Source organism: Stenotrophomonas sp. GD03877 (assembly GCF_029840555.1).
In the GTDB taxonomy this organism is placed as follows: domain Bacteria; phylum Pseudomonadota; class Gammaproteobacteria; order Xanthomonadales; family Xanthomonadaceae; genus Stenotrophomonas; species Stenotrophomonas geniculata.
Window position 1 is genome coordinate 19832 of the sequence record NZ_JAOCCT010000007.1, and the last position, 17477, is coordinate 37308.

The 17477-nt window shown below is 67.4% G+C and carries 21 protein-coding genes; 13 read left to right on the top strand and 8 right to left on the bottom strand.

Annotated elements, in window-relative coordinates; genetic code table 11:
* Positions 1-37: 37 nt before the first annotated feature.
* From raiA to N5D20_RS07140, 10 genes are all read left to right on the top strand, one after another.
* Entirely contained in the window at positions 38-355 is a 318-nt protein-coding gene (gene raiA / locus N5D20_RS07095; protein ID WP_004147311.1) for a ribosome-associated translation inhibitor RaiA, read from the top strand.
* Between the two features lie 21 nt (positions 356-376).
* Positions 377-829 carry a PTS sugar transporter subunit IIA gene (locus N5D20_RS07100; RefSeq protein ID WP_010483653.1) on the top strand — a complete coding sequence of 151 codons (453 nt, stop codon included), beginning with the start codon at positions 377-379 and terminating at the stop codon, positions 827-829.
* Positions 826-1776 carry an HPr(Ser) kinase/phosphatase gene (gene hprK, locus N5D20_RS07105; protein WP_005408388.1) on the top strand — a complete coding sequence of 317 codons (951 nt, stop codon included), beginning with the start codon at positions 826-828 and terminating at the stop codon, positions 1774-1776. The genes N5D20_RS07100 and hprK overlap by 4 nt, the downstream gene beginning before the upstream one ends.
* A gap of 27 nt (positions 1777-1803) precedes the next feature.
* Positions 1804-2688, top strand: coding sequence for an RNase adapter RapZ (gene rapZ, locus N5D20_RS07110; RefSeq protein ID WP_010483655.1), 885 nt, complete (start codon positions 1804-1806; stop codon positions 2686-2688).
* 429 nt (positions 2689-3117) lie between these two features.
* Entirely contained in the window at positions 3118-3510 is a 393-nt protein-coding gene (locus N5D20_RS07115) for a PTS fructose subfamily transporter subunit IIA (RefSeq protein WP_010483657.1), read from the top strand.
* Positions 3503-3772 carry an HPr family phosphocarrier protein gene (locus tag N5D20_RS07120; protein ID WP_005408385.1) on the top strand — a complete coding sequence of 90 codons (270 nt, stop codon included), beginning with the start codon at positions 3503-3505 and terminating at the stop codon, positions 3770-3772. The genes N5D20_RS07115 and N5D20_RS07120 overlap by 8 nt, the downstream gene beginning before the upstream one ends.
* A 2-nt stretch (positions 3773-3774) precedes the next feature.
* Positions 3775-5544 (top strand): phosphoenolpyruvate--protein phosphotransferase, encoded by a 1770-nt coding sequence (ptsP, locus tag N5D20_RS07125; protein WP_010483659.1) that lies wholly within the window; start codon positions 3775-3777, stop codon positions 5542-5544.
* Positions 5545-5747: 203 nt separating this feature from the next.
* On the top strand, positions 5748-7109 hold the full coding sequence (mgtE, locus tag N5D20_RS07130) for a magnesium transporter (RefSeq protein ID WP_010483662.1): 1362 nt from the start codon (positions 5748-5750) through the stop codon (positions 7107-7109).
* Between the two features lie 59 nt (positions 7110-7168).
* Positions 7169-7435, top strand: coding sequence for a hypothetical protein (locus N5D20_RS07135; protein WP_053442615.1), 267 nt, complete (start codon positions 7169-7171; stop codon positions 7433-7435).
* A 71-nt stretch (positions 7436-7506) separates the two neighbouring features.
* Entirely contained in the window at positions 7507-8304 is a 798-nt protein-coding gene (locus tag N5D20_RS07140; RefSeq protein ID WP_279914709.1) for a prolyl oligopeptidase family serine peptidase, read from the top strand.
* Between the two features lie 120 nt (positions 8305-8424).
* Here the strand turns inward: N5D20_RS07140 and N5D20_RS07145 are convergent, their stop codons facing one another.
* The 4 genes from N5D20_RS07145 to N5D20_RS07160 form a co-directional block, all read right to left on the bottom strand.
* Entirely contained in the window at positions 8425-8877 is a 453-nt protein-coding gene (locus N5D20_RS07145) for a transposase (RefSeq protein ID WP_279914731.1), read from the bottom strand.
* Positions 8878-9134: 257 nt separating this feature from the next.
* Positions 9135-10085, bottom strand: a complete 951-nt coding sequence (locus N5D20_RS07150) for an aspartate carbamoyltransferase catalytic subunit (RefSeq protein ID WP_019337122.1) — start codon at positions 10083-10085, stop codon at positions 9135-9137.
* Positions 10086-10100: 15 nt separating this feature from the next.
* Positions 10101-10595, bottom strand: a complete 495-nt coding sequence (ruvX, locus tag N5D20_RS07155) for a Holliday junction resolvase RuvX (protein ID WP_010483674.1) — start codon at positions 10593-10595, stop codon at positions 10101-10103.
* Complete coding sequence (locus tag N5D20_RS07160; protein ID WP_010483676.1) at positions 10588-11154, bottom strand: YqgE/AlgH family protein; 567 nt, start codon at positions 11152-11154, stop codon at positions 10588-10590. The genes ruvX and N5D20_RS07160 overlap by 8 nt, the downstream gene beginning before the upstream one ends.
* A gap of 91 nt (positions 11155-11245) precedes the next feature.
* Here N5D20_RS07160 and N5D20_RS07165 point away from each other — a divergent pair, with 91 nt between their 5' ends.
* Together N5D20_RS07165 and N5D20_RS07170 are read left to right on the top strand one after the other, a co-directional pair.
* Positions 11246-13033: a DUF4153 domain-containing protein gene (locus N5D20_RS07165; protein WP_279914710.1), complete on the top strand. Its 1788-nt coding sequence runs from the start codon at positions 11246-11248 to the stop codon at positions 13031-13033.
* Entirely contained in the window at positions 13030-13575 is a 546-nt protein-coding gene (locus tag N5D20_RS07170; RefSeq protein ID WP_164191945.1) for a DNA-3-methyladenine glycosylase I, read from the top strand. The genes N5D20_RS07165 and N5D20_RS07170 overlap by 4 nt, the downstream gene beginning before the upstream one ends.
* 86 nt (positions 13576-13661) lie before the next feature.
* On the opposite strand, the gene N5D20_RS07175 is transcribed toward N5D20_RS07170, so the two are convergent.
* The 3 genes from N5D20_RS07175 to N5D20_RS07185 form a co-directional block, all read right to left on the bottom strand.
* Positions 13662-14369, bottom strand: a complete 708-nt coding sequence (locus N5D20_RS07175) for a YitT family protein (protein WP_029379885.1) — start codon at positions 14367-14369, stop codon at positions 13662-13664.
* 92 nt (positions 14370-14461) lie between these two features.
* Positions 14462-14911, bottom strand: coding sequence for a GNAT family N-acetyltransferase (locus N5D20_RS07180; protein ID WP_279914711.1), 450 nt, complete (start codon positions 14909-14911; stop codon positions 14462-14464).
* A 95-nt stretch (positions 14912-15006) separates the two neighbouring features.
* Positions 15007-15219 carry a DUF4287 domain-containing protein gene (locus tag N5D20_RS07185; RefSeq protein WP_014646220.1) on the bottom strand — a complete coding sequence of 71 codons (213 nt, stop codon included), beginning with the start codon at positions 15217-15219 and terminating at the stop codon, positions 15007-15009.
* A gap of 326 nt (positions 15220-15545) precedes the next feature.
* Here N5D20_RS07185 and N5D20_RS07190 point away from each other — a divergent pair, with 326 nt between their 5' ends.
* A complete protein-coding gene (locus N5D20_RS07190) occupies positions 15546-16442 on the top strand; it encodes a LysR family transcriptional regulator (RefSeq protein ID WP_279914712.1) in 897 nt (298 codons plus the stop codon).
* Positions 16443-16484: 42 nt separating this feature from the next.
* Here the strand turns inward: N5D20_RS07190 and N5D20_RS07195 are convergent, their stop codons facing one another.
* Complete coding sequence (locus N5D20_RS07195) at positions 16485-17468, bottom strand: aldo/keto reductase (protein WP_279914713.1); 984 nt, start codon at positions 17466-17468, stop codon at positions 16485-16487.
* Positions 17469-17477: the final 9 nt, after the last annotated feature.

A 17477-nucleotide genomic window follows, 5' to 3' on the forward strand; every position in this document is an offset into this window, starting at 1 on the left:
GAGGTTCATTGGCACATCCGAACACAGGAGAAACCCGATGCGCATCGAAACGTTTGGCAAAGATGTCGAAGTCACCCCGGCCCTGCAGTCCTATGTAGAGGAGAAGCTGGCCCGGATCGGCAAACACTTCGACCAGCACTGCGAAGCGCGGGTGACCCTCAAGCTGCAGAAGACCGAACACCACGTCGACGCCAGCCTCAACATTCCCGGCCAGACCCTGCACGCCGAGGCCAATGCCCAGACCATGTATGCCGCGATCGACCTGCTTGCGGACAAGCTTGACCGCCTGGTGATCAAGCACAAGGAGAAAAAACAGCAGCACGCGCCGCTGCCGGTGGGCGACAATGGTGGCTGATCGCCACTGTTCCCCGCAGACATGCCCCTGACTGACCTCCTGGCGGCCGTGCAGACCCAGCTCTGCACGGCCACCGACCGCGACAGCGTCCTGCAGGCCGCCGCCGGGTTGCTGGCCTGCCGCCAGGCCAACGCCGAACAGATCTATCTGAACCTGTGCCAGCGCGAAGCGCTGGGCAGCACCGTGATCGGTCACGGCATCGCCATTCCCCACGGCCGCGCGCCAACCCTGGACCGCCCCCGCGGCGCCCTGCTGCGGTTGGCCACCCCGGTCGACTTCGGTGGCGACGAGCCGGTGGACCTGGTGTTCGCCATGGCCGTCCCCGCCCACTACACCCACCAGCACCTGATGCTGCTGTCCGAGCTGGCCGAGCTGTTCTCCGCGCCGGACATCCGCCAGGCCCTGCGCGAAGCGGGCGATGCCCGGGCCCTGCGCGAGGCGCTGGACATGACCCCACCTGCGAGCGCCGCATGAATACCAGCATCACCGCCCGTGAACTGTTCGAACAGCAGCGCGAGCGGCTGGGGCTGCGCTGGGCTGCCGGCAAGTCCGGCGAGAAGCGCGAGCTGGAGGCCGGCAACACGGTCTCGCGGCGCCCCTCGCTGGCCGGCTACCTCAACGCCATCTATCCCAACAAGGTGCAGATCCTGGGCACCGAGGAACTGTCCTGGCTGGATGCGCTGGAACCGCGCCAGCGCTGGGAGACCATCGAAAAGATCATGCAGTCGCACCCGCTGGCGCTGGTGCTGACCCGCAACCAGGCCTGCCCGGAAGACCTGCGCGCCGCCGCCGATGAATCCGGCACGCCGCTGTGGCTGTCGCCCAAGCGCGGCCACGAACTGCTCAACCACCTGTCCTACCACCTGGCGCGTACGCTGGCGCCGCGGGTGATCCTGCATGGCGTGTTCATGGAGATCTACTCGATCGGCGTGCTGATCACCGGCGAGGCTGGATCGGGCAAGAGCGAGTTGGCGCTGGAACTGCTCAGCCGTGGCCATCGCTTGGTCGCAGACGATGCCCCCGAATTCACCCAGATCGCGCCCGACGTACTCGACGGCACCTGCCCCGAGCTGCTGCAGGACCTGCTGGAAGTGCGCGGCCTGGGCGTACTGAACGTGCGCGAGATGTTCGGCGACACAGCTGTAAAGAAGAACAAGTACCTTCGGCTGATCGTCCACCTGACCAAGCCGATGACCGAACCCACCCCGCATGGCTACGAGCGCCTGACCGGCGACTCGGGCACCCGCCATGTGCTGGACCTGGATGTTCCGCTGATCACCCTGCCGGTGATGCCTGGCCGTAACCTGGCCGTGCTGACCGAAGCCGCCACCCGCCTGCATATCCTGCGTACCAAGGGCATCGACCCGGCGGCGATGTTCATCGCCCGCCACAGCAACCTGCTGGAACGGCGAACGCCCTGATTCCCCTGCCCTTCGAAGAGCCTGTCCATGAGCACCGCAACCCCCTCCGCCCCGACCCTGATCATCGTCAGCGGCCTGTCCGGCTCGGGTAAATCCGTCGCCCTGAAGACCTTCGAGGACCAGGACTACTACTGCTCGGACAACCTGCCGATCCACCTGCTGCCCGACTTCGTGCGCAGCCTGCTGGCCAACCACGACGGCAGCGCACCACGCCGGCTGGCGGTCGGCATCGACGTGCGCGGCCAGGCCGACCTGAGCCAGCTGGGTGACTGGCGGCAGCTGGCCACCGACGCCGGCGTGGAAGTGAAGGTGCTGTTCTTCGAGGCCAGCGATGAAACGGTGCTCAAGCGCTATGCCGACACCCGCCGTCGCCATCCGCTGAGCCAGCTGGGCCTGTCGCTGCCCGAAGCGATCGCCCGCGAGCGCGAGCTGACCGCACCGCTGCGCCGCGAGGCCGATGCGGTGATCGATACCAGCAACCTCAACGTGCATCAGCTGCGGCGGCGGATCATCACCGAGTTCACGATGGACCATGCCACCGGCCTGTCGCTGCTGTTCGAATCGTTTGCCTACAAGCGCGGCGTGCCGGCCGAAGCGGACTTCGTGTTCGACGCGCGGGTGCTGCCCAATCCACACTGGGACCCGGACCTGCGCGCGCTCAGCGGCCGTGAGCCTGGCGTGCGTGACTACCTGGAAGCGCAGCCGGACGTGCAGCGCTACCTGGCCCAGCTGATGGATTTCCTCGATACCTGGCTGCCGAAGCTGGGGGATGGCACCCGCAGCTACGTGACCGTGGCGTTTGGCTGCACCGGTGGCAAGCACCGGTCGGTGTTCCTGGCCGAGCGCCTGGCCCGGCATGCCCGCGAGATGGGCTGGGAAGACGTGGCGACGTACCACCGCGAACAGGATTGAGGGGATCGGCCGGGCTGCGCCCGGCACCCGCCGATGCCGAATCAACGGCAACGTCCGAAGCAAAAGCGGGTTTCCTGTGGGTAGACGGGGTGGGCCAACAAGCGGGGGACGCTGCAAGTACGTCCCTGTAAGCTCGGTCGCCGCATCCATGCGGCTCACGCCCCCGCTTGCTGACCCACCCCGCCTTCGACAGATTCCTGCGATCTGTCGGGACGGCATTGTGTGCTGCTGTTGGTGGGTGTCGACCTTGGTCGACACGGTAGATCCACGCCATGCGTGGATGAGTCCCGGTCAGGCATCGAAAAACGCATGGGGTCGGATCCCTTTTCCAGGGGAAAAGGGCTCTGACCCTGGCAACACTGAATACGGGACACAGTGCCCCTCTCCTGCTGCTATCGCCAATTCACCTTGACCTGTTAACGTGCAGTAATGACCTGTGGCATTCTCCTCGTAACACATCCTGGGGTCGGGACCGCCCTGCTTGACGTGGCGACCCGGCTCCTGCGGCAGTTGCCGCTGAAAACCGAAGCTTTCGAAGTACCGTTCGACGCAGACCTGGATGCTCTTCTCCCGCTTGCCTCGGCCGCTCTGCGGCGGGTCGATGGCGGTGAAGGTGTGCTGATCCTGACCGACCTGTACGGCGCCAGCCCCGCCAACCTTGCCGGGCAGCTGGCCCGTCTGGGGACCCCGGTTCGCCGGGTGTCGGCGCTGAGCCTGCCGATGTTGCTGCGGGTGATGAATTATCCGGAACAGGGACTGGATCAACTGCCCGCCACAGCCGCGGCGGGTACCCGTAATGGAGCGATAGTCGACGATGCTTGAACGAGAACTCACCGTGAGCAACCGCCTGGGCCTGCATGCCCGGGCCACCGCCAAGCTGGTGCAGACCCTGGCGCCGTTCCGCTGCAACGTGACCATGGCCGCCAAGGGCCGTGAGATCAACGCCAAGAGCATCATGGGCGTGATGCTGCTGGCCGCCGGCCAGGGCACCCCGGTCACGGTGCGCATCAACGGCGAGGACGAAGCCGCCGCGATGGAAGCGGTGGTCGGCCTGTTCGAACGCCGCTTCGACGAGGACAGCTGAGCGTGCCACGCGCGCGTGCCGCCCAGGTCCCTTCCAGCCAGCGGCCGGTACAGCTGCTGGCCGGGCACGGTGCTGCCCGTGGCGCGGCGATGGGCCGGGCACGGGTGCGCCTGCCGCATGCGCTGGAAGTGGCCGAGCAGCGCATCGCCGCCCATCAGATCGAGGCCGAACTGGCCCGCCTGCACCGGGCGGTGGATGCCGCGCGCACGGAAATGCACGAGCTGCGCCAGCGCCTGCATGGCGCCTTGAACCAGGAAGTGGGCGAGTTCCTCGACCTGCATGCCCTGCTGCTGGACGATCCCGAGCTGTTGTTCGGGCTGGACGAACTGATCCGCAGCGGCCCCTACAGCGCCGGCTATGCACTGCGCCTGCAGCGTGACCGCCTGGCCAAGGTCTTCGATGGCATGGACGATGCCTATCTGAAGAGCCGCATGGACGACCTGGACCATGTGATCGGCCGCATCCACGCCTTCCTGCAGCCCGAACGGCCGCCGGTGATGAAGGGCCTGGCCGGGGAGATCCTGGTCTGCGACAACATCGCCCCGTCCGAGCTGGCGCAGCTGCAGGCGCAGGGCGTGGTCGGCATCGTCACCGCCGCCGGCAGCGCGCTGTCGCACAGCGCCATCCTGGCGCGCAGCCTGCACCTGCCCCTGATCGTCAACGTGCCGCAGCTGCTCAGCCGCATCGCCGATGGCGACGTGCTGATCATCGATGGCGCCGACGGCAGCATCACCGCCAACCCGCAGGCCGACAACCTGCGCGACTACCGCGCGCGCCTGAAAGAGCATGCGCGCGAGCAGCGCGAGCTCGGCCGCCTGCGCAGCAAGCCCAGCCGTACCCGCGACCAGGTCGACATCGCGCTGCTGGCCAATGCCGAATCGCTGGAGGACGTCACCCAGGCACATGCGCTGGGCGCGCAGGGACTGGGCCTGTACCGCACCGAATTCCTGTTCCTGCAGCGCAACGAGCTGCCGGACGAAGAAGAACAGTTCCAGACCTACCGCGATGCCGCATTGGGCATGAGCGGGCGACCGGTCACCATCCGCACGCTCGATCTGGGCGCGGACAAGGCCGACCGTACCGGCCTGACCCTGAGCAATGAAGAGAACCCGGCCTTGGGACTGCGCGGCGTGCGCCTGTCGCTGGCACGGCCGAAGGTGGCCGACACCCAGCTGCGCGCGATCCTGCGGGCCTCGGCCTACGGCAAGCTGCGCGTGCTGGTGCCGATGGTCAGCACCCGCGAGGAACTGCTGGCGGTGCGCCGGCGCATGCTCAAGCTGACCGAACAGCTGCGTGGCGAAGGTCACATGGTGTCCGACCATGTGCCACTGGGGGCGATGATCGAGGTGCCCGCTGCGGCGTTGGCACTGGAGAGCTTCATCGACCTGGTCGACTTCCTGTCGATCGGCACCAACGACCTGGTGCAGTACCTGCTGGCCGCCGACCGCAACAACGAGGCACTGGGCGAGCTGTATTCGCCACTGCATCCGGCCGTGCTGCGGCTGCTGCAGATGGTGATCGAGACCGGTGCGCGGCATCGCATCCCGGTGGCGGTCTGCGGTGAGATGGCCGGTGATGCGCGGATGACGCCGCTGCTGCTGGCGCTGGGCCTGAGCGAGTTCAGCCTGCACCCCGGCACACTGCTAGAAGTGCGCCGCGCGATCCGCGAGGCCGACCTGGCCACGCTGCGTGCGCGCGCACCGAAGCTGCTGGCCGCACGCGACCGCCGCGCCATCGAGCGCTGGCTGGCGCTGGTGGCCGAAACGGCCTGAGCGCCAAGGGCAGTGCCGGCCGCTGGCCGGCAATCGCCGCCATCGAGGTCCGTGAGGTTGCCGGCCAGCGGCCGGCACTACCATCGGCCGCCATGCGTGGCGGCTATGCGTTGAAACATCCCCTTGCGATAATGACGCGCTGAACACCCCTGTTGCCGCATCCTTGCCGGGATCGCGGCTTTTCTTATCCCGCGGGAGCTGCGATGGCTGAAGCTGTACGCCACGACAAGACTGCACGCCAACTGCGGATGCTGTCCGACGCACTGGACAGCGGTCGGCTGGGCCCGGTGCGCCGCCTGGTCAACACCCTGGCCCCGGCCGAGATCGGCAACCTGCTCGAATCGTTGCCGCCGGGCAAGCGCGAGGTGGTGTGGGGCCTGGTCGATCCGGAAGATGACGGCGAGGTGCTGGTCCACGTCGGCGACGACGTGCGCGAGAGCCTGCTCGCGGACATGGACCCGGACGAAATCATCGCCGCGGTCGAAGACCTGGACATCGACGACCTGGCCGACCTGGTCGAAGACCTGCCGGACACGGTCATCGACGAAGTCCTCAAGTCGATGGACCGCGAGAACCGCGAGCGCCTGGAGCAGGTGCTGTCCTACCCCGAGGACAGTGCCGGGCGCCTGATGAACCCGGACGTGGTGACCGTGCGCGCCGACGTCAACGTCGACGTGGTGCTGCGCTACCTGCGCCTGCGTGGCGAACTGCCCGACCACACCGACCACCTGTTCGTGGTCAGCCGGCGCCATCAATACCTCGGCCGGGTGTCGCTGGCGGCACTGGTGACCCACGAGGACACCACCCCGATCAACCGCCTGATCGACGACGAGCAGCCGGCGATCGATGTCGGCGAAAGCGACCAGGAGGTCGCCCGCCAGTTCTCCGACCATGACTGGATCTCCGCGCCGGTGGTGGACGACAACAACATCCTGGTCGGCCGCATCACCATCGATGACGTGGTCGACATCATCCGTGGACAGGCCGAGCACCAGGCGCTGGGCGCCGCCGGCCTGGACGAGGACGAAGATCTGTTCAGCCCGGTCTGGCGCGCCATGCGCCGCCGCTTGATGTGGCTGTCGGTCAACCTGTGCACGGCGTTCCTGGCCTCCAGCGTGGTCGGCCACTTCGAGGGCACCATCGACAAGCTGGTGGCGCTGGCGGTGCTGATGCCGATCGTTGCCGGCCTCGGTGGCAACGCCGGTACCCAGGTGCTGGCGCTGATGGTGCGCGGCCTGGCGCTGGGCCAGGTGGGCGCCTCCAACGCGCGCACTCTGTTGTGGAAGGAGGTACGGGTTGCGCTGTTGAACGGCGTGATGCTCGGCTCGGTGCTGGGCCTGATCGTATTGGCCTGGTTCCATTCACCCGGTCTGTCTGCGGTGATCGCCATCGCGCTGACCTGCAACCTGCTGTTCGCAGCGCTGGCCGGCGTGCTGGTGCCGCTCACACTGAAGCGCTTCGGCTTCGATCCGGCGCTGGCCAGTGGCATCTTCCTGACCGCCGTGACCGACTCGATGGGCTTCTTCACTTTCCTCGGCCTGGCCACCCTGGTGCTGCTGCACTGACCGCATCAAGGATCGGGCCCCGCCACGCGGGGCGCTGACCCCACCCAACTGGAACACCCATGGCAACAACGATCGAAAACTATTTCCAGCCCGGCTGGCGCGATCAGCAGCACACCTGCCCGGCCTGCGAATGGAAGGGCTGCTCGCGCGCCATGGAGATGGAGCTGGACGAGGACGCCACCGAGTACGACTGCCCGGTCTGCGAGAACCCGCTGCTGGTGGTGCTGCATCCGGACATGGCACAGGTGCAGGCAGCTGCCGCCGAAGGCAACGCCGAGGCACAGGAGCAGTTGGACATCATCGCCAGTTTCCCGCGCCCGCAGTGACGCGGCGCACGATGCCGCATTGACGTGTGGCGGACTACGATGCGGTCATACCTGCCGCCTCGGGAATCCCCATGGTCCGTTCGATGTCGCGCTGGCTGCCGCTGCTGGCCCTTCTGATGATGAGCGGTTGCACTTCGCTGCCGGACAGCGCGCGTGGTCGCTTCGAAGCACGTGCGGTGAAGGTGGAGGGAGAGACCGCCTACTACCAGGTGTTCATTCCGGCCGGCGTGCAGGCCGCCGCTCCCACCCACCTCCCGGTCATCCTGTTCCTGCACGGCTCCGGCGAGCGCGGTGCCGATGGCGTCAAGCAGACCCACGCCGGGCTGGGGCCTTACCTGCGCGAGCATCCCGACTTCCCCGCCCTGGTGGTGTTCCCACAGGTACCGGGCCACGAGGAGTGGAGCGGCCGCAACAACCGTGCGGCAGTGGCCGCACTGGACGCGACGATCGCCGAATTCGGCGCTGACCCGGCACGGCAGTACCTGACCGGCATGTCGATGGGCGGCTACGGCAGCTGGAACATCGCGTTGGACGACCCGCGCCGCTTTGCCGCGATCGTCCCCGTGTGCGGCGCGGTACTTGCACCACGCGCGAAGCGCCCAACCCTGTTCGTCGAGCAGGTCGCCCAGGAAACCGATCCGTATGCCGTGATCGCGCAGCGCCTGCGGCACACGCCGATCTGGATCTTCCACGGCGCGCTGGACGACGTGGTGCCGCCGGACGACGACCGCAGGCTGCACGCCGCCTTCCAGGGCGCCAGCGCACGCGACGTGCGCTACACCGAGTACCCCGACGGCAACCACAACGCCTGGGATGCCACCTATGCGGACCCGGCAATGTGGGAATGGCTGTTCGCGCAGAGGCGCTGAGCCACAGCTTCTGCTGGGAAACATCTGTTGGTGGATGCCTACCGTTGGTCGGCATGGATGTTGGTGGATGCCAACCGTTGGTCGGCTTGGGTATTGGTGGGTGCCGACCGTTGGTCGGCACTATCTCTCCGCTTCGGGGTAATCCATTGCCTGGTAACTCACATCGATCTCCCATCTGCACCAGGCATACGGATAATCCCCCACGCAGCTCGCCAGGTTCGCCCTGACCGGGTTGGCGACGATGTACATCGCATGGCGAAACAGTGATTCTTCAGAACGAATGGCGTGATCGTGATAGCTCGATTGCCAGAATCGTCCTGTCTTACTCAGCATGCGGTTGATCCGCAATGCACTGCTCGATTTGAAGCGTTGCATGATGCGGTCCAGCGAGAACGCTCGGATCTCCACAAGCCAATGGATGTGGTCTGGCATGACCACATAGGCAAGTGAGTGCGTCAGGCCCTCAGCATCAATGCGACGGAACACATCCATCACCTCCTGTGCCGCAGTGGCATCATCGAAGTAGCATCGACGTTCCTGGGTGACGGTGGTCAGGATGTAGGATTGCCCGATCCGGGAATGGCGGCCAAGGCGTAGGCGTAGGCGTGCGGTTCATGGGCCCAAGCGTGCGCCTGCCGGCATCCGTCTTCTATCGGGCAACCACGTCAGTACAGGTAGGCCCGGAACCATTCAGTGGCCAGGCCCGCACTTCACCGCACTGATGGTTCAGTGCCGACCAACGGTCGGCACCCACCGGATCGGATAAGGACAGATCAATCGTGCCGACCAACGGTCGGCACCCACCAGGGCAGGTCAGCCCAACAGGGGGATCAGCCCAGCAGGGTTTCCAGCACGGCCATGCGCACGGCGACCCCGTTGGCGACCTGGCGCAGTACCCACGACTGCGGGCCGTCGGCCACTTCGTCGGTCACTTCCACGCCGCGGTTGATCGGGCCCGGGTGCAGCACCGCCGCATCCTTGCCGGCGCGGGCCAGGCGCTCGGTGGTCAGGCCGTACTGCGTGTGATACTGCTCCAGCGACGGCACCAGGCCTTCTTCCATGCGCTCGCGCTGCAGGCGCAGCATCATCAGCGCGTCGACGCCTTCCAGCATCGCGTCGAAATCATCGCCGACCACGCAGCCCTTCAGGGTCTCGTCGTCCGGCAGCAGCGACTGCGGGCCGCAGACGCGGATCTCGCCCACGCCCAGCGTGCGCAGCGCATGCAGGTCGGTGCGGGCCACGCGCGAGTGCTTCACGTCGCCGACGATCACTACCTTCAACTTCGAGAAATCCGGGCCCTTGGCCTGGCGCAGGGTCAGCATGTCCAGCAGGCCCTGGGTCGGGTGCGAACTGCGGCCGTCACCGGCGTTGATCAGCGCAGTGCCCTCGCCCGCCGCTTCGGCCAGTGCGGCCACGGCGCCATCATCCGGGTGCCGCACCACGAAGCCGCGCACGCCCATCGCTTCCAGGTTGCGCAGCGTGTCGCAGGCGGTTTCGCCCTTGCGCGTGGACGAGGTCGAGGCATCAAAGTTCAGTACATCGGCGCCCAGCCGCTGCGCGGCCAGCTGGAACGAGCTGCGGGTGCGCGTGGACGGTTCGAAGAACAGCGTGCACACCGCCGAACCGGCCAATACGTGGCGCTTGTTGCCGACGCGGCCGACTGCGGCATCGCGGATCTGCCCTGCCCGATCGAGCAGCTGCAGCAGGGTCTCGCGCGGCAGGCCCTCCAGGGTCAGCAGGTGGCGCAGGCGTCCGGAGGCATCGATTTGCTGGGCGGTCATGGCGGTGTCGGGCAGTCAGGGAATGGGGGTGGCGTCGTCCGGCGACGACAGCCAGCGGTCGATGATCACCGCCGCGGCCACGGCATCGAGGGCGGCCGCATCACGGCGGCGCTTGCGCCCTTCGGCGCGCTCGACGGCGAAGCGGCGGGCGGCCTCGACCGAGCTGGAGCGCTCGTCGATCATCACCACCGGCAGCTTGAAACGTTCCCGCAGCTGGCGGGCGAAGCCCTGCGCACGCTTGCGGTTGGGCTGGTCCTGGCCGTCCAGGGTCAGCGGGTCGCCGACCACCAGGCCATCGGGCTTCCATTCCTTGAGCAGGCGCTCGATCGCGGTCCAGTCCGGGCCGTTGCCGTGCACATCGACCACGGCCACCGCGCGCGCATGCGCGGCGAAGGCACTGCCGATAGCCACGCCGATCCGTCGCGAGCCGACATCGAAACCCAGAACGGTGCCATCACGGCGGATCGCCGGGGCAGCAGGAACCGGTGCGGGCGCGACCGGCTCAGACATGGCCGCTGTAATCCGTCAGCCGGAACAGGTCCACGCCGATACGCGAAGCCGCACCCTGCCAGCGCTGCTCCAGCGGCAGCTGGAACACCAGTTCGGCATCGGCCGGCACCGTCAGCCAGCTGTTCTCGGATAGCTCGCTTTCCAGCTGCCCTGCGCCCCAACCGGCACAGCCAAGGGTGACCACGGCATTGGCCGGGCCTTCGCCGCGCGCCATCGCTTCGAGGATGTCGCGCGAGGTGGTCAGGTACAGGCCGTCGCCCACGGTCAGGCTGGAATCCCACGCCCGCGCGTCGTCATGGATGACGAAGCCGCGCTCCGGATGCACCGGGCCGCCGTTAAGCACCATGCGCGCCTGCAGGTCGCCATCACCGGTGGTGATGTCCATCTGTGCAAGCACTTCACCCAGCGTGTACTCGGAAGGCTGGTTGACCAGCACGCCCATCGCCCCGTTCTCGTCGTGCTGGCAGATCAGCGCGACGCTGCGGGCAAAGGTCGCGTCGAGCAGCGACGGCAGCGCGACGAGCAGGTGATCGGCAAGGGAGGTCGGCATTACAGGCATGGCCCCATTCTACCTGTTGGGGCCGATATGGTCGCGCGATGGGCGCGTGCAGCGATGGGCTAGGATGGTGCTTTGCCATGGAAGGTCATCGATGCAGCCCTCTTCGCCCCTGACCCTGCCGGCACGCAGCGCCATCGTCCTGATCGCCCTGCTGCAGGGCCTGATGCTGTACACCGCGCAGGAGCTGTCCGATGCATGGCCCTTCCGCGATATCGGCTGGCGCTACTGCTGGTACGCCTGGGTGCTGGCCATCCCCAGCGCGGTGGCGCTGAGCCTGGTCGAGCTGGGCCAGCGCCGCCTGTGGCTGCAGGCCGCGCTGGGCTCGGCGGTGGTGCTGGCGCTGGCCGCCTGGATCGGCTGGAACCTCAATGGCGAGATCGCACTGGAATCGGGCGCGCTGCAGTTCCCGCTGACCCTGGGCATGGCCGTGGCGGTGTTCGTGGCCCTGCCCTGGTGGCAGTTCCAGCTGCAGCACGGGCATTGGCGTGCCAGCTACCCGGCGTTGTTCGAGCGCGCCTGGCAGAACGGTCTGACCCTGGGCCTCGCCGCACTGTTCACCGGGCTGACCTGGCTGCTGCTGTGGTTGTGGGCGGCGCTGTTCCAGCTGCTGGAGGTGACGTTCTTCCGCGACCTGTTCCGGCAGGACGCGTTCATTGCGCTGGCCACCGGCAGCCTGGCCGGGTTTGGCGTACTGATCGGGCGCACCCAGCACCGCGCGATCCAGATCACCCGCCAGGTGCTGTTCGCGATCTGCCGCGGGCTGCTGCCGCTGCTGTCGTTCATCGCGGTGCTGTTCGTGCTGAGCCTGCCGCTCACCGGGCTCGAGCCGCTGTGGAAGACCCGCTCGGCCGCCAGCCTGCTGCTGGTGCTGTCGCTGTTGCTGGTGACGTTCACCAATGCGGTCTACCAGCAGGGGGAAGACAGCGCCCCCTACCCCCTGCTGCTGCGACGCCTTGTTGAAGCCAGCCTGCTGGCGCTGCCGGTCTACGCGGCGCTGGCACTGTACGCGCTGGGCCTGCGCGTGGTGCAGTACGGCTGGACCGTGGACCGGTTCTGGGCAGTACTCGTCGCGTTGGCCGTGGCCGGTTATGCCGTGGGCTACGCGCTGGCGGTGCTGCGCCGGCAGGGGCGCTGGTTGCAGATGTTGGAGCCGGTCAACCGCTGGATGTGCTGGGCGGTGCTGGCACTGGCATTGCTGGGCAACTCGCCGCTGCTGGACCCGGTGCGGCTGACCCTGTCCAGCCAGCTGGCGCGGCTGCGCGCGGACCCGCCGGCAATCACCAGCAGCGACGTCAACGTGCTGCGCTTCGATCTTGGGCGCCGTGGCGTGCAGGCGCTGCGCGAGCTGCAGCGTGATCCGGCCATCACCGCCGATGCCAATGCGCCACAGGTGATCGCGGCCGCGCTGGCACGCACGTCACGCTGGGACGACGGACAGCGCCTCGACAAGGGGCCGCAGGACGTCGTCGCCCTGCAGCGCGCGCTGAAGCTGGCCAAGGGATCCAGCTCGCCACCGGAGGATTGGTGGCAGGCACTGGCCACACGTTCGATCAATGGTGAATCCTGCGCCCAGAGCGAGCGCGACTGCCTGATTGTGCATCGCGACCTGGACGGCGACGGCACCGGCGAAGTGCTGCTGTGCGAGCTGTACACCCACCGTGGCCCCGACTGCGTGCTGTACGCACGTGGCAGGGATGCCCAGTGGCGCCGGGCCGGCTCGCTGTTCGGCACCGTCAGCGGCCAGGCCGAGGCGATCAACCAGGCCCTGCGCGATGGCGAACTCACTCTCGAACCGCCGCGCTGGCCGATGCTGTCCATCGGCGGGCGCCCTGCGCTGGCCATCGATCCCGAACCCGAATCCAACGAGTCTTCCCCATGAGCGGCTACTGCCTCATCGCCCCGGGCCATCCGGTGCACGACTACTACCACGCCAACGAGTACGGCTTCCCGCAGCGTGACGAGCGCGAACTGTTCGAGCGGCTGGTACTGGAGATCAACCAGGCCGGGCTGAGCTGGGAAACGATCCTGAAGAAGCGCGAGGGTTTCCGCGCGGCCTATGACGGCTTCGATGTGGACCGCGTGGCAGCGTATGCCGAGCAGGACATCGAACGCCTGCTGTCGGACGCGGGCATCATCCGCAACCGGCTGAAGGTGCTGGCGGCGATCCACAACGCGCAGGTGATCCAGCAGCTGCGAGCCAGCCATGGCAGCTTCGCGGCGTGGCTGGACGCGCATCACCCGCGCAGCAAGGCCGACTGGGTGAAGCTGTTCAAGAAGACGTTCCGCTTCACCGGCGGCGAGATCACCGGCGAATTCCTGATGAGCCTGGGCTACCTGCCCGGCGCGCACGCCGAGGATTGCCCGGTGCATGCGCGGCTGCTGAAGCTGTCGCCGCCGTGGCTGCAGGCCGCCGGCGGTTGATCGGCGCTCGTGCCAGCCACGCATGGCGTGGCTCTACTGCATGCTGCGGGTGATCTACACGTTCCCGGCGAACGCGGAGAGCGCGATCACACGCCCATGTAGCGGCCGGGGCGGTGGTTGAACATCAGCACCAGGCTGAGCACCACCGCGCCGATGGCCGAATACAGCACCTTGGAAGGCGACAGCACGAAGAACGCGGCCACCATCAGGCAGGCGTCGTAGGACATCTGCACCTTGCCCGCGCTCCAGCCACGGGTGCGCTGCAGGTACACCGCCAGTATGCCGATACCGCCGAGGCTGGCACGGTGACGGATGAAGAACAGGATGCCCAGGCCGGACAATGCGCCACCGACGATCGCCGAATACAGCGGGTGGATGTGCGAGAAGTCGATCCAGCGCGGCAGCAGGTCGGTCAGCACGCCACAGGCGGTGACCGCGGCGAAGGTCTTCAGGGTGAATTCCCAGCCCATGCGCCGCACCGCCACCCAGTAGAATGGCAGATTGACCAGCACGAACACCACGCCGAAGTTCCAGTCCAGCGCGTAATGCAGCAGGAAGGCCATGCCGGCCATGCCGCCGATCATCAGCCCACTCTTGGCGAAGATGGCCAGGCCCAGCGAGGCCACCATCGTGGCCAGCACCATGCCCTGCACATCCTCGGCGATCGAGTGGCGCAGCGCTTTTTCGTCGGCGGTGGTGCCGGCGCTGTCGGGCGGCGGGGTCAGCGGACCGGCGGTGACCAGGTGGCCGTCAGCGTCGTCGCACGGCGCGGGGCCATGGGAGGGAAGGGACATACGGGTGGGGAACAGCAGGTGGGGAGCGGTATTAGACACGATCTGCATGACAGTTGCAGATGAAATCGTTCAGCCAACCTCGCCCATTCAGGTTATTTCGGGACCACTGCAGGCAGCACGGCCAGCATGTCCTCTCCGTCGTCGTCCATTCCGGTCTCGACGAACCCGAAGCTGCCGTAGAAGGCGCCGGCCACCGGATTGCGCGGGTTGTAGCAGATCTCGATCTCGGCCAGACCGGGCGTGGCCCGGATCTGCGCCAGCGCCAGTTCCAGCGCACGTCGACCGATGCCGCGGCCCTGCCAGCGTTGATCGACCATGAAGCGCCAGATCGACATCCGCTGCGGCGTCTCCGGCACCCACATGAAGAACCCGACCCACTCGCCATCGGCACGGATGGCGCGGGTCTGGTAACCGGGATTGAAGGCTGCCTGCACCAGTGACCAGGTATTGCCGGCCACGAAGTCCTGCTGCGCCTCGTTGACGTCGAGGTCGCACACCGCCTCGTAGTTGTCGGAGGTGATCGTTTCCAGCGTGACCTGCATGCGGGCGTCCTGCCTGAGGATGGACGCCCAGTCTGCCCGTCCCTGCATCCCGTGGGGCGAGGCCGCCGACAACCGTTCAGCGCGGGGTTGCCTGCTCAGCCCTTGCCGGCCAGATGGTGCGCCACCAGCGCGTTGGCATGGCCATGGCCCAGCCCATGTTCACTCTTCAGGAAGCTGACCAGTTCCATGTGTTTCAGGCCCTTCTTCCCGGCCAGCAACCCGAACCAGTGCGCCACCGGCTGCCCGTAGGTCTTCTCGATGGAGGGGAAGTACGAGGCCGGGCCCTTGGGCTTGGTGTCAGTGCTCATGTGCAGCTCCCGTTGAAGTCATTCATTCGACGAACCACAGACGCAGAAATCGACATACCCACACGTCCGACCCAGTGCCGACCAACGGTCGGCACCCACCAAAGCAGAATGCCGTTCCAACAGCTCGCGGGAAATTGTCGAAGGCGGGGTGGCTCAGGTTGCGGGGGCGTGAGCGCCATGGATGGCGCGACCGAGGCTACATGGACGTACTTGCGCCGTCCCGCGCAACCTGAGCCACCCCGCCTCCCACGGGAAGCCAGCTTTTGACGTTGCCGTTGACGTTAATTCGGCAGGTGCCGGGCGCAGCCCGGCCGTATCATCCCGTCATGCCCCGCGAAAATCTCAACGACCTGCAGGCCTTCGTCCACGTTGCCCGCGAGGGCAGCTTCACCAAGGCCGCCGCCCAGCTGGGCGTATCCCAGTCCGCGCTCAGCCATGCCATGCGCGGTCTGGAAGAACGTCTCGGCGTGCGCCTGCTGACCCGCACCACCCGCAGCGTCTCCACCACCGAAGCCGGGGCCCGCCTGCTCGATACCCTGGGTCCGCGCCTGGCCGAGATCGAGGACGGGCTGGCCGCGCTGGCCGAATATCGTGAACGCCCGGCCGGCACCATCCGCATCAATGCCACCGGCCACGCCGCCGAGTACATCGCCTGGCCGCGGCTGGCGCCGCTGCTGCAGCAGTACCAGGACCTGAAGGTGGAGCTGGCTGCCGACTACGGGCTGGCCGACATCGTGGCCGAGCGCTACGACATCGGCATCCGCCTCGGCGAGCGGCTGGCGCGCGACATGGTCGCTGTGCCGATCAGCCCGCCGCTGCGCATGCGCGTGGTCGGCGCGCCCAGCTACTTCCGCCAGCATGTGGTGCCACGGCATCCGGACGAGCTGGCAGACCACAACTGCGTGACCCTGCGCCTGCCCACGCATGGCGGGCTGATGCCGTGGGATTTCGGCCAGGATGGCAACGAACTGAGCGTGCGCGTCACCGGCCAGTGGACCTTCAACACCATGGGCATGACCCGCGCCGCTGCGCTGGCCGGCAGCGGATTGGCCTGGCTGCCGGAAGACCAGGTGCAGCCGATGCTGGACGATGGCCGGCTGCAGTCGGTGCTGGACGACTGGTGCCCCCACTTCGATGGCTACTACGCGTACTACCCGTCGCGCCGCCACGTCACCGTGGCGATGCGCACGGTGCTTGATGCGCTGCGTGGGCCGATGGGGTGAGGGTCAAGGAGTGCGGACCAACGGTCCGCACCCGCCGGGTGGTCAGCCCTTGGCCTGCGCCGCACGCTGCGCGTTGTAGCGCTCGCCGACGATCGACACTTCATCCAGCGCCTGTGCGATGCGCTGCAATTCCTCCGGCGCCAGCTGCAGGTTGGCCGCGCCCAGGTTTTCTTCCAGGCGGTGAACCTTGGTAGTGCCCGGGATCGGCACGATCCACGGTGCCTGCGCCAGCAGCCAGGCCAGGGCCACCTGCGCCGGGGTCGCTCCCCGCGCCGCCGCGATCGTGCTGATGCGGTCCACCAGCGCCTGGTTGGCGCGGCGTGCTTCCACTTCGAAACGCGGCACGGTGTTGCGGAAGTCGTTGGCGTCGAAGGTGGTATCGGCGTTGATCGCACCGGTCAGGAAGCCGCGGCCCAGCGGACTGAACGGCACGAAGCCGATGCCCAGTTCCTGCAGGGTCGGCAGCAGCTCGCGCTCCGGTTCCCGCCACCACAGCGAGTACTCGCTCTGCACGGCGGTGACCGGCTGCACCGCATGCGCGCGACGCACGGTGGCGGCACTGGCCTCGGACAGCCCGAAGTGGCCGACCTTGCCCTCGGCGATCAGGTCGCGCACGGTACCGGCCACCTCCTCGATCGGCACGTTCGGGTCGACGCGGTGCTGGTAGAACAGGTCGATATGGTCGGTACGCAGGCGCTTGAGGCTGGCTTCGGCCACGGCACGGATGTTCTCCGGGCGGCTGTCCAGGCCGGCATCGGTGCGCGCATCCTTGAAGCCGAACTTGGTGGCGATCACCAGCCTGTCGCGGTAGGGTGCCAGGGCTTGGCCGAGCAGGTCTTCGTTGGTGTACGGGCCGTACACCTCGGCGGTGTCGAAGAAGGTCACGCCGCGCTCGACGGCGGCGTGCAGCAGGGCAATGCCCTGGCCCGTTTCGACCGGTTGGCCGTAGGCATGGGTCAGGCCCATGCAGCCCAGGCCCAGGGCGGAAACCTTCAGGCCGCTGCGGCCGAGTTCACGTGTCTGCATCGTCATGCT

Excerpts from the sequence above, each read along its gene's own strand:
- ruvX (WP_010483674.1), bottom strand. The coding sequence starts at position 10,595 with ATGTCTGAGCCGGTCGCGCCCGCACCGGTTCCTGCTGCCCCGGCGATC.
- N5D20_RS07150 (WP_019337122.1), bottom strand. The coding sequence starts at position 10,085 with ATGACCGCCCAGCAAATCGATGCCTCCGGACGCCTGCGCCACCTGCTG.
- N5D20_RS07190 (WP_279914712.1), top strand. The coding sequence starts at position 15,546 with ATGCCCCGCGAAAATCTCAACGACCTGCAGGCCTTCGTCCACGTTGCC.
- N5D20_RS07100 (WP_010483653.1), top strand. The coding sequence starts at position 377 with ATGCCCCTGACTGACCTCCTGGCGGCCGTGCAGACCCAGCTCTGCACG.
- N5D20_RS07120 (WP_005408385.1), top strand. The coding sequence starts at position 3,503 with ATGCTTGAACGAGAACTCACCGTGAGCAACCGCCTGGGCCTGCATGCC.
- N5D20_RS07175 (WP_029379885.1), bottom strand. The coding sequence starts at position 14,369 with ATGTCCCTTCCCTCCCATGGCCCCGCGCCGTGCGACGACGCTGACGGC.
- N5D20_RS07135 (WP_053442615.1), top strand. The coding sequence starts at position 7,169 with ATGGCAACAACGATCGAAAACTATTTCCAGCCCGGCTGGCGCGATCAG.
- N5D20_RS07115 (WP_010483657.1), top strand. The coding sequence starts at position 3,118 with ATGACCTGTGGCATTCTCCTCGTAACACATCCTGGGGTCGGGACCGCC.
- hprK (WP_005408388.1), top strand. The coding sequence starts at position 826 with ATGAATACCAGCATCACCGCCCGTGAACTGTTCGAACAGCAGCGCGAG.
- N5D20_RS07165 (WP_279914710.1), top strand. The coding sequence starts at position 11,246 with ATGCAGCCCTCTTCGCCCCTGACCCTGCCGGCACGCAGCGCCATCGTC.
- N5D20_RS07180 (WP_279914711.1), bottom strand. The coding sequence starts at position 14,911 with ATGCAGGTCACGCTGGAAACGATCACCTCCGACAACTACGAGGCGGTG.
- N5D20_RS07170 (WP_164191945.1), top strand. The coding sequence starts at position 13,030 with ATGAGCGGCTACTGCCTCATCGCCCCGGGCCATCCGGTGCACGACTAC.
- N5D20_RS07195 (WP_279914713.1), bottom strand. The coding sequence starts at position 17,468 with ATGCAGACACGTGAACTCGGCCGCAGCGGCCTGAAGGTTTCCGCCCTG.
- mgtE (WP_010483662.1), top strand. The coding sequence starts at position 5,748 with ATGGCTGAAGCTGTACGCCACGACAAGACTGCACGCCAACTGCGGATG.
- raiA (WP_004147311.1), top strand. The coding sequence starts at position 38 with ATGCGCATCGAAACGTTTGGCAAAGATGTCGAAGTCACCCCGGCCCTG.
- N5D20_RS07185 (WP_014646220.1), bottom strand. The coding sequence starts at position 15,219 with ATGAGCACTGACACCAAGCCCAAGGGCCCGGCCTCGTACTTCCCCTCC.
- N5D20_RS07160 (WP_010483676.1), bottom strand. The coding sequence starts at position 11,154 with ATGCCTGTAATGCCGACCTCCCTTGCCGATCACCTGCTCGTCGCGCTG.
- N5D20_RS07140 (WP_279914709.1), top strand. The coding sequence starts at position 7,507 with ATGGTCCGTTCGATGTCGCGCTGGCTGCCGCTGCTGGCCCTTCTGATG.
- rapZ (WP_010483655.1), top strand. The coding sequence starts at position 1,804 with ATGAGCACCGCAACCCCCTCCGCCCCGACCCTGATCATCGTCAGCGGC.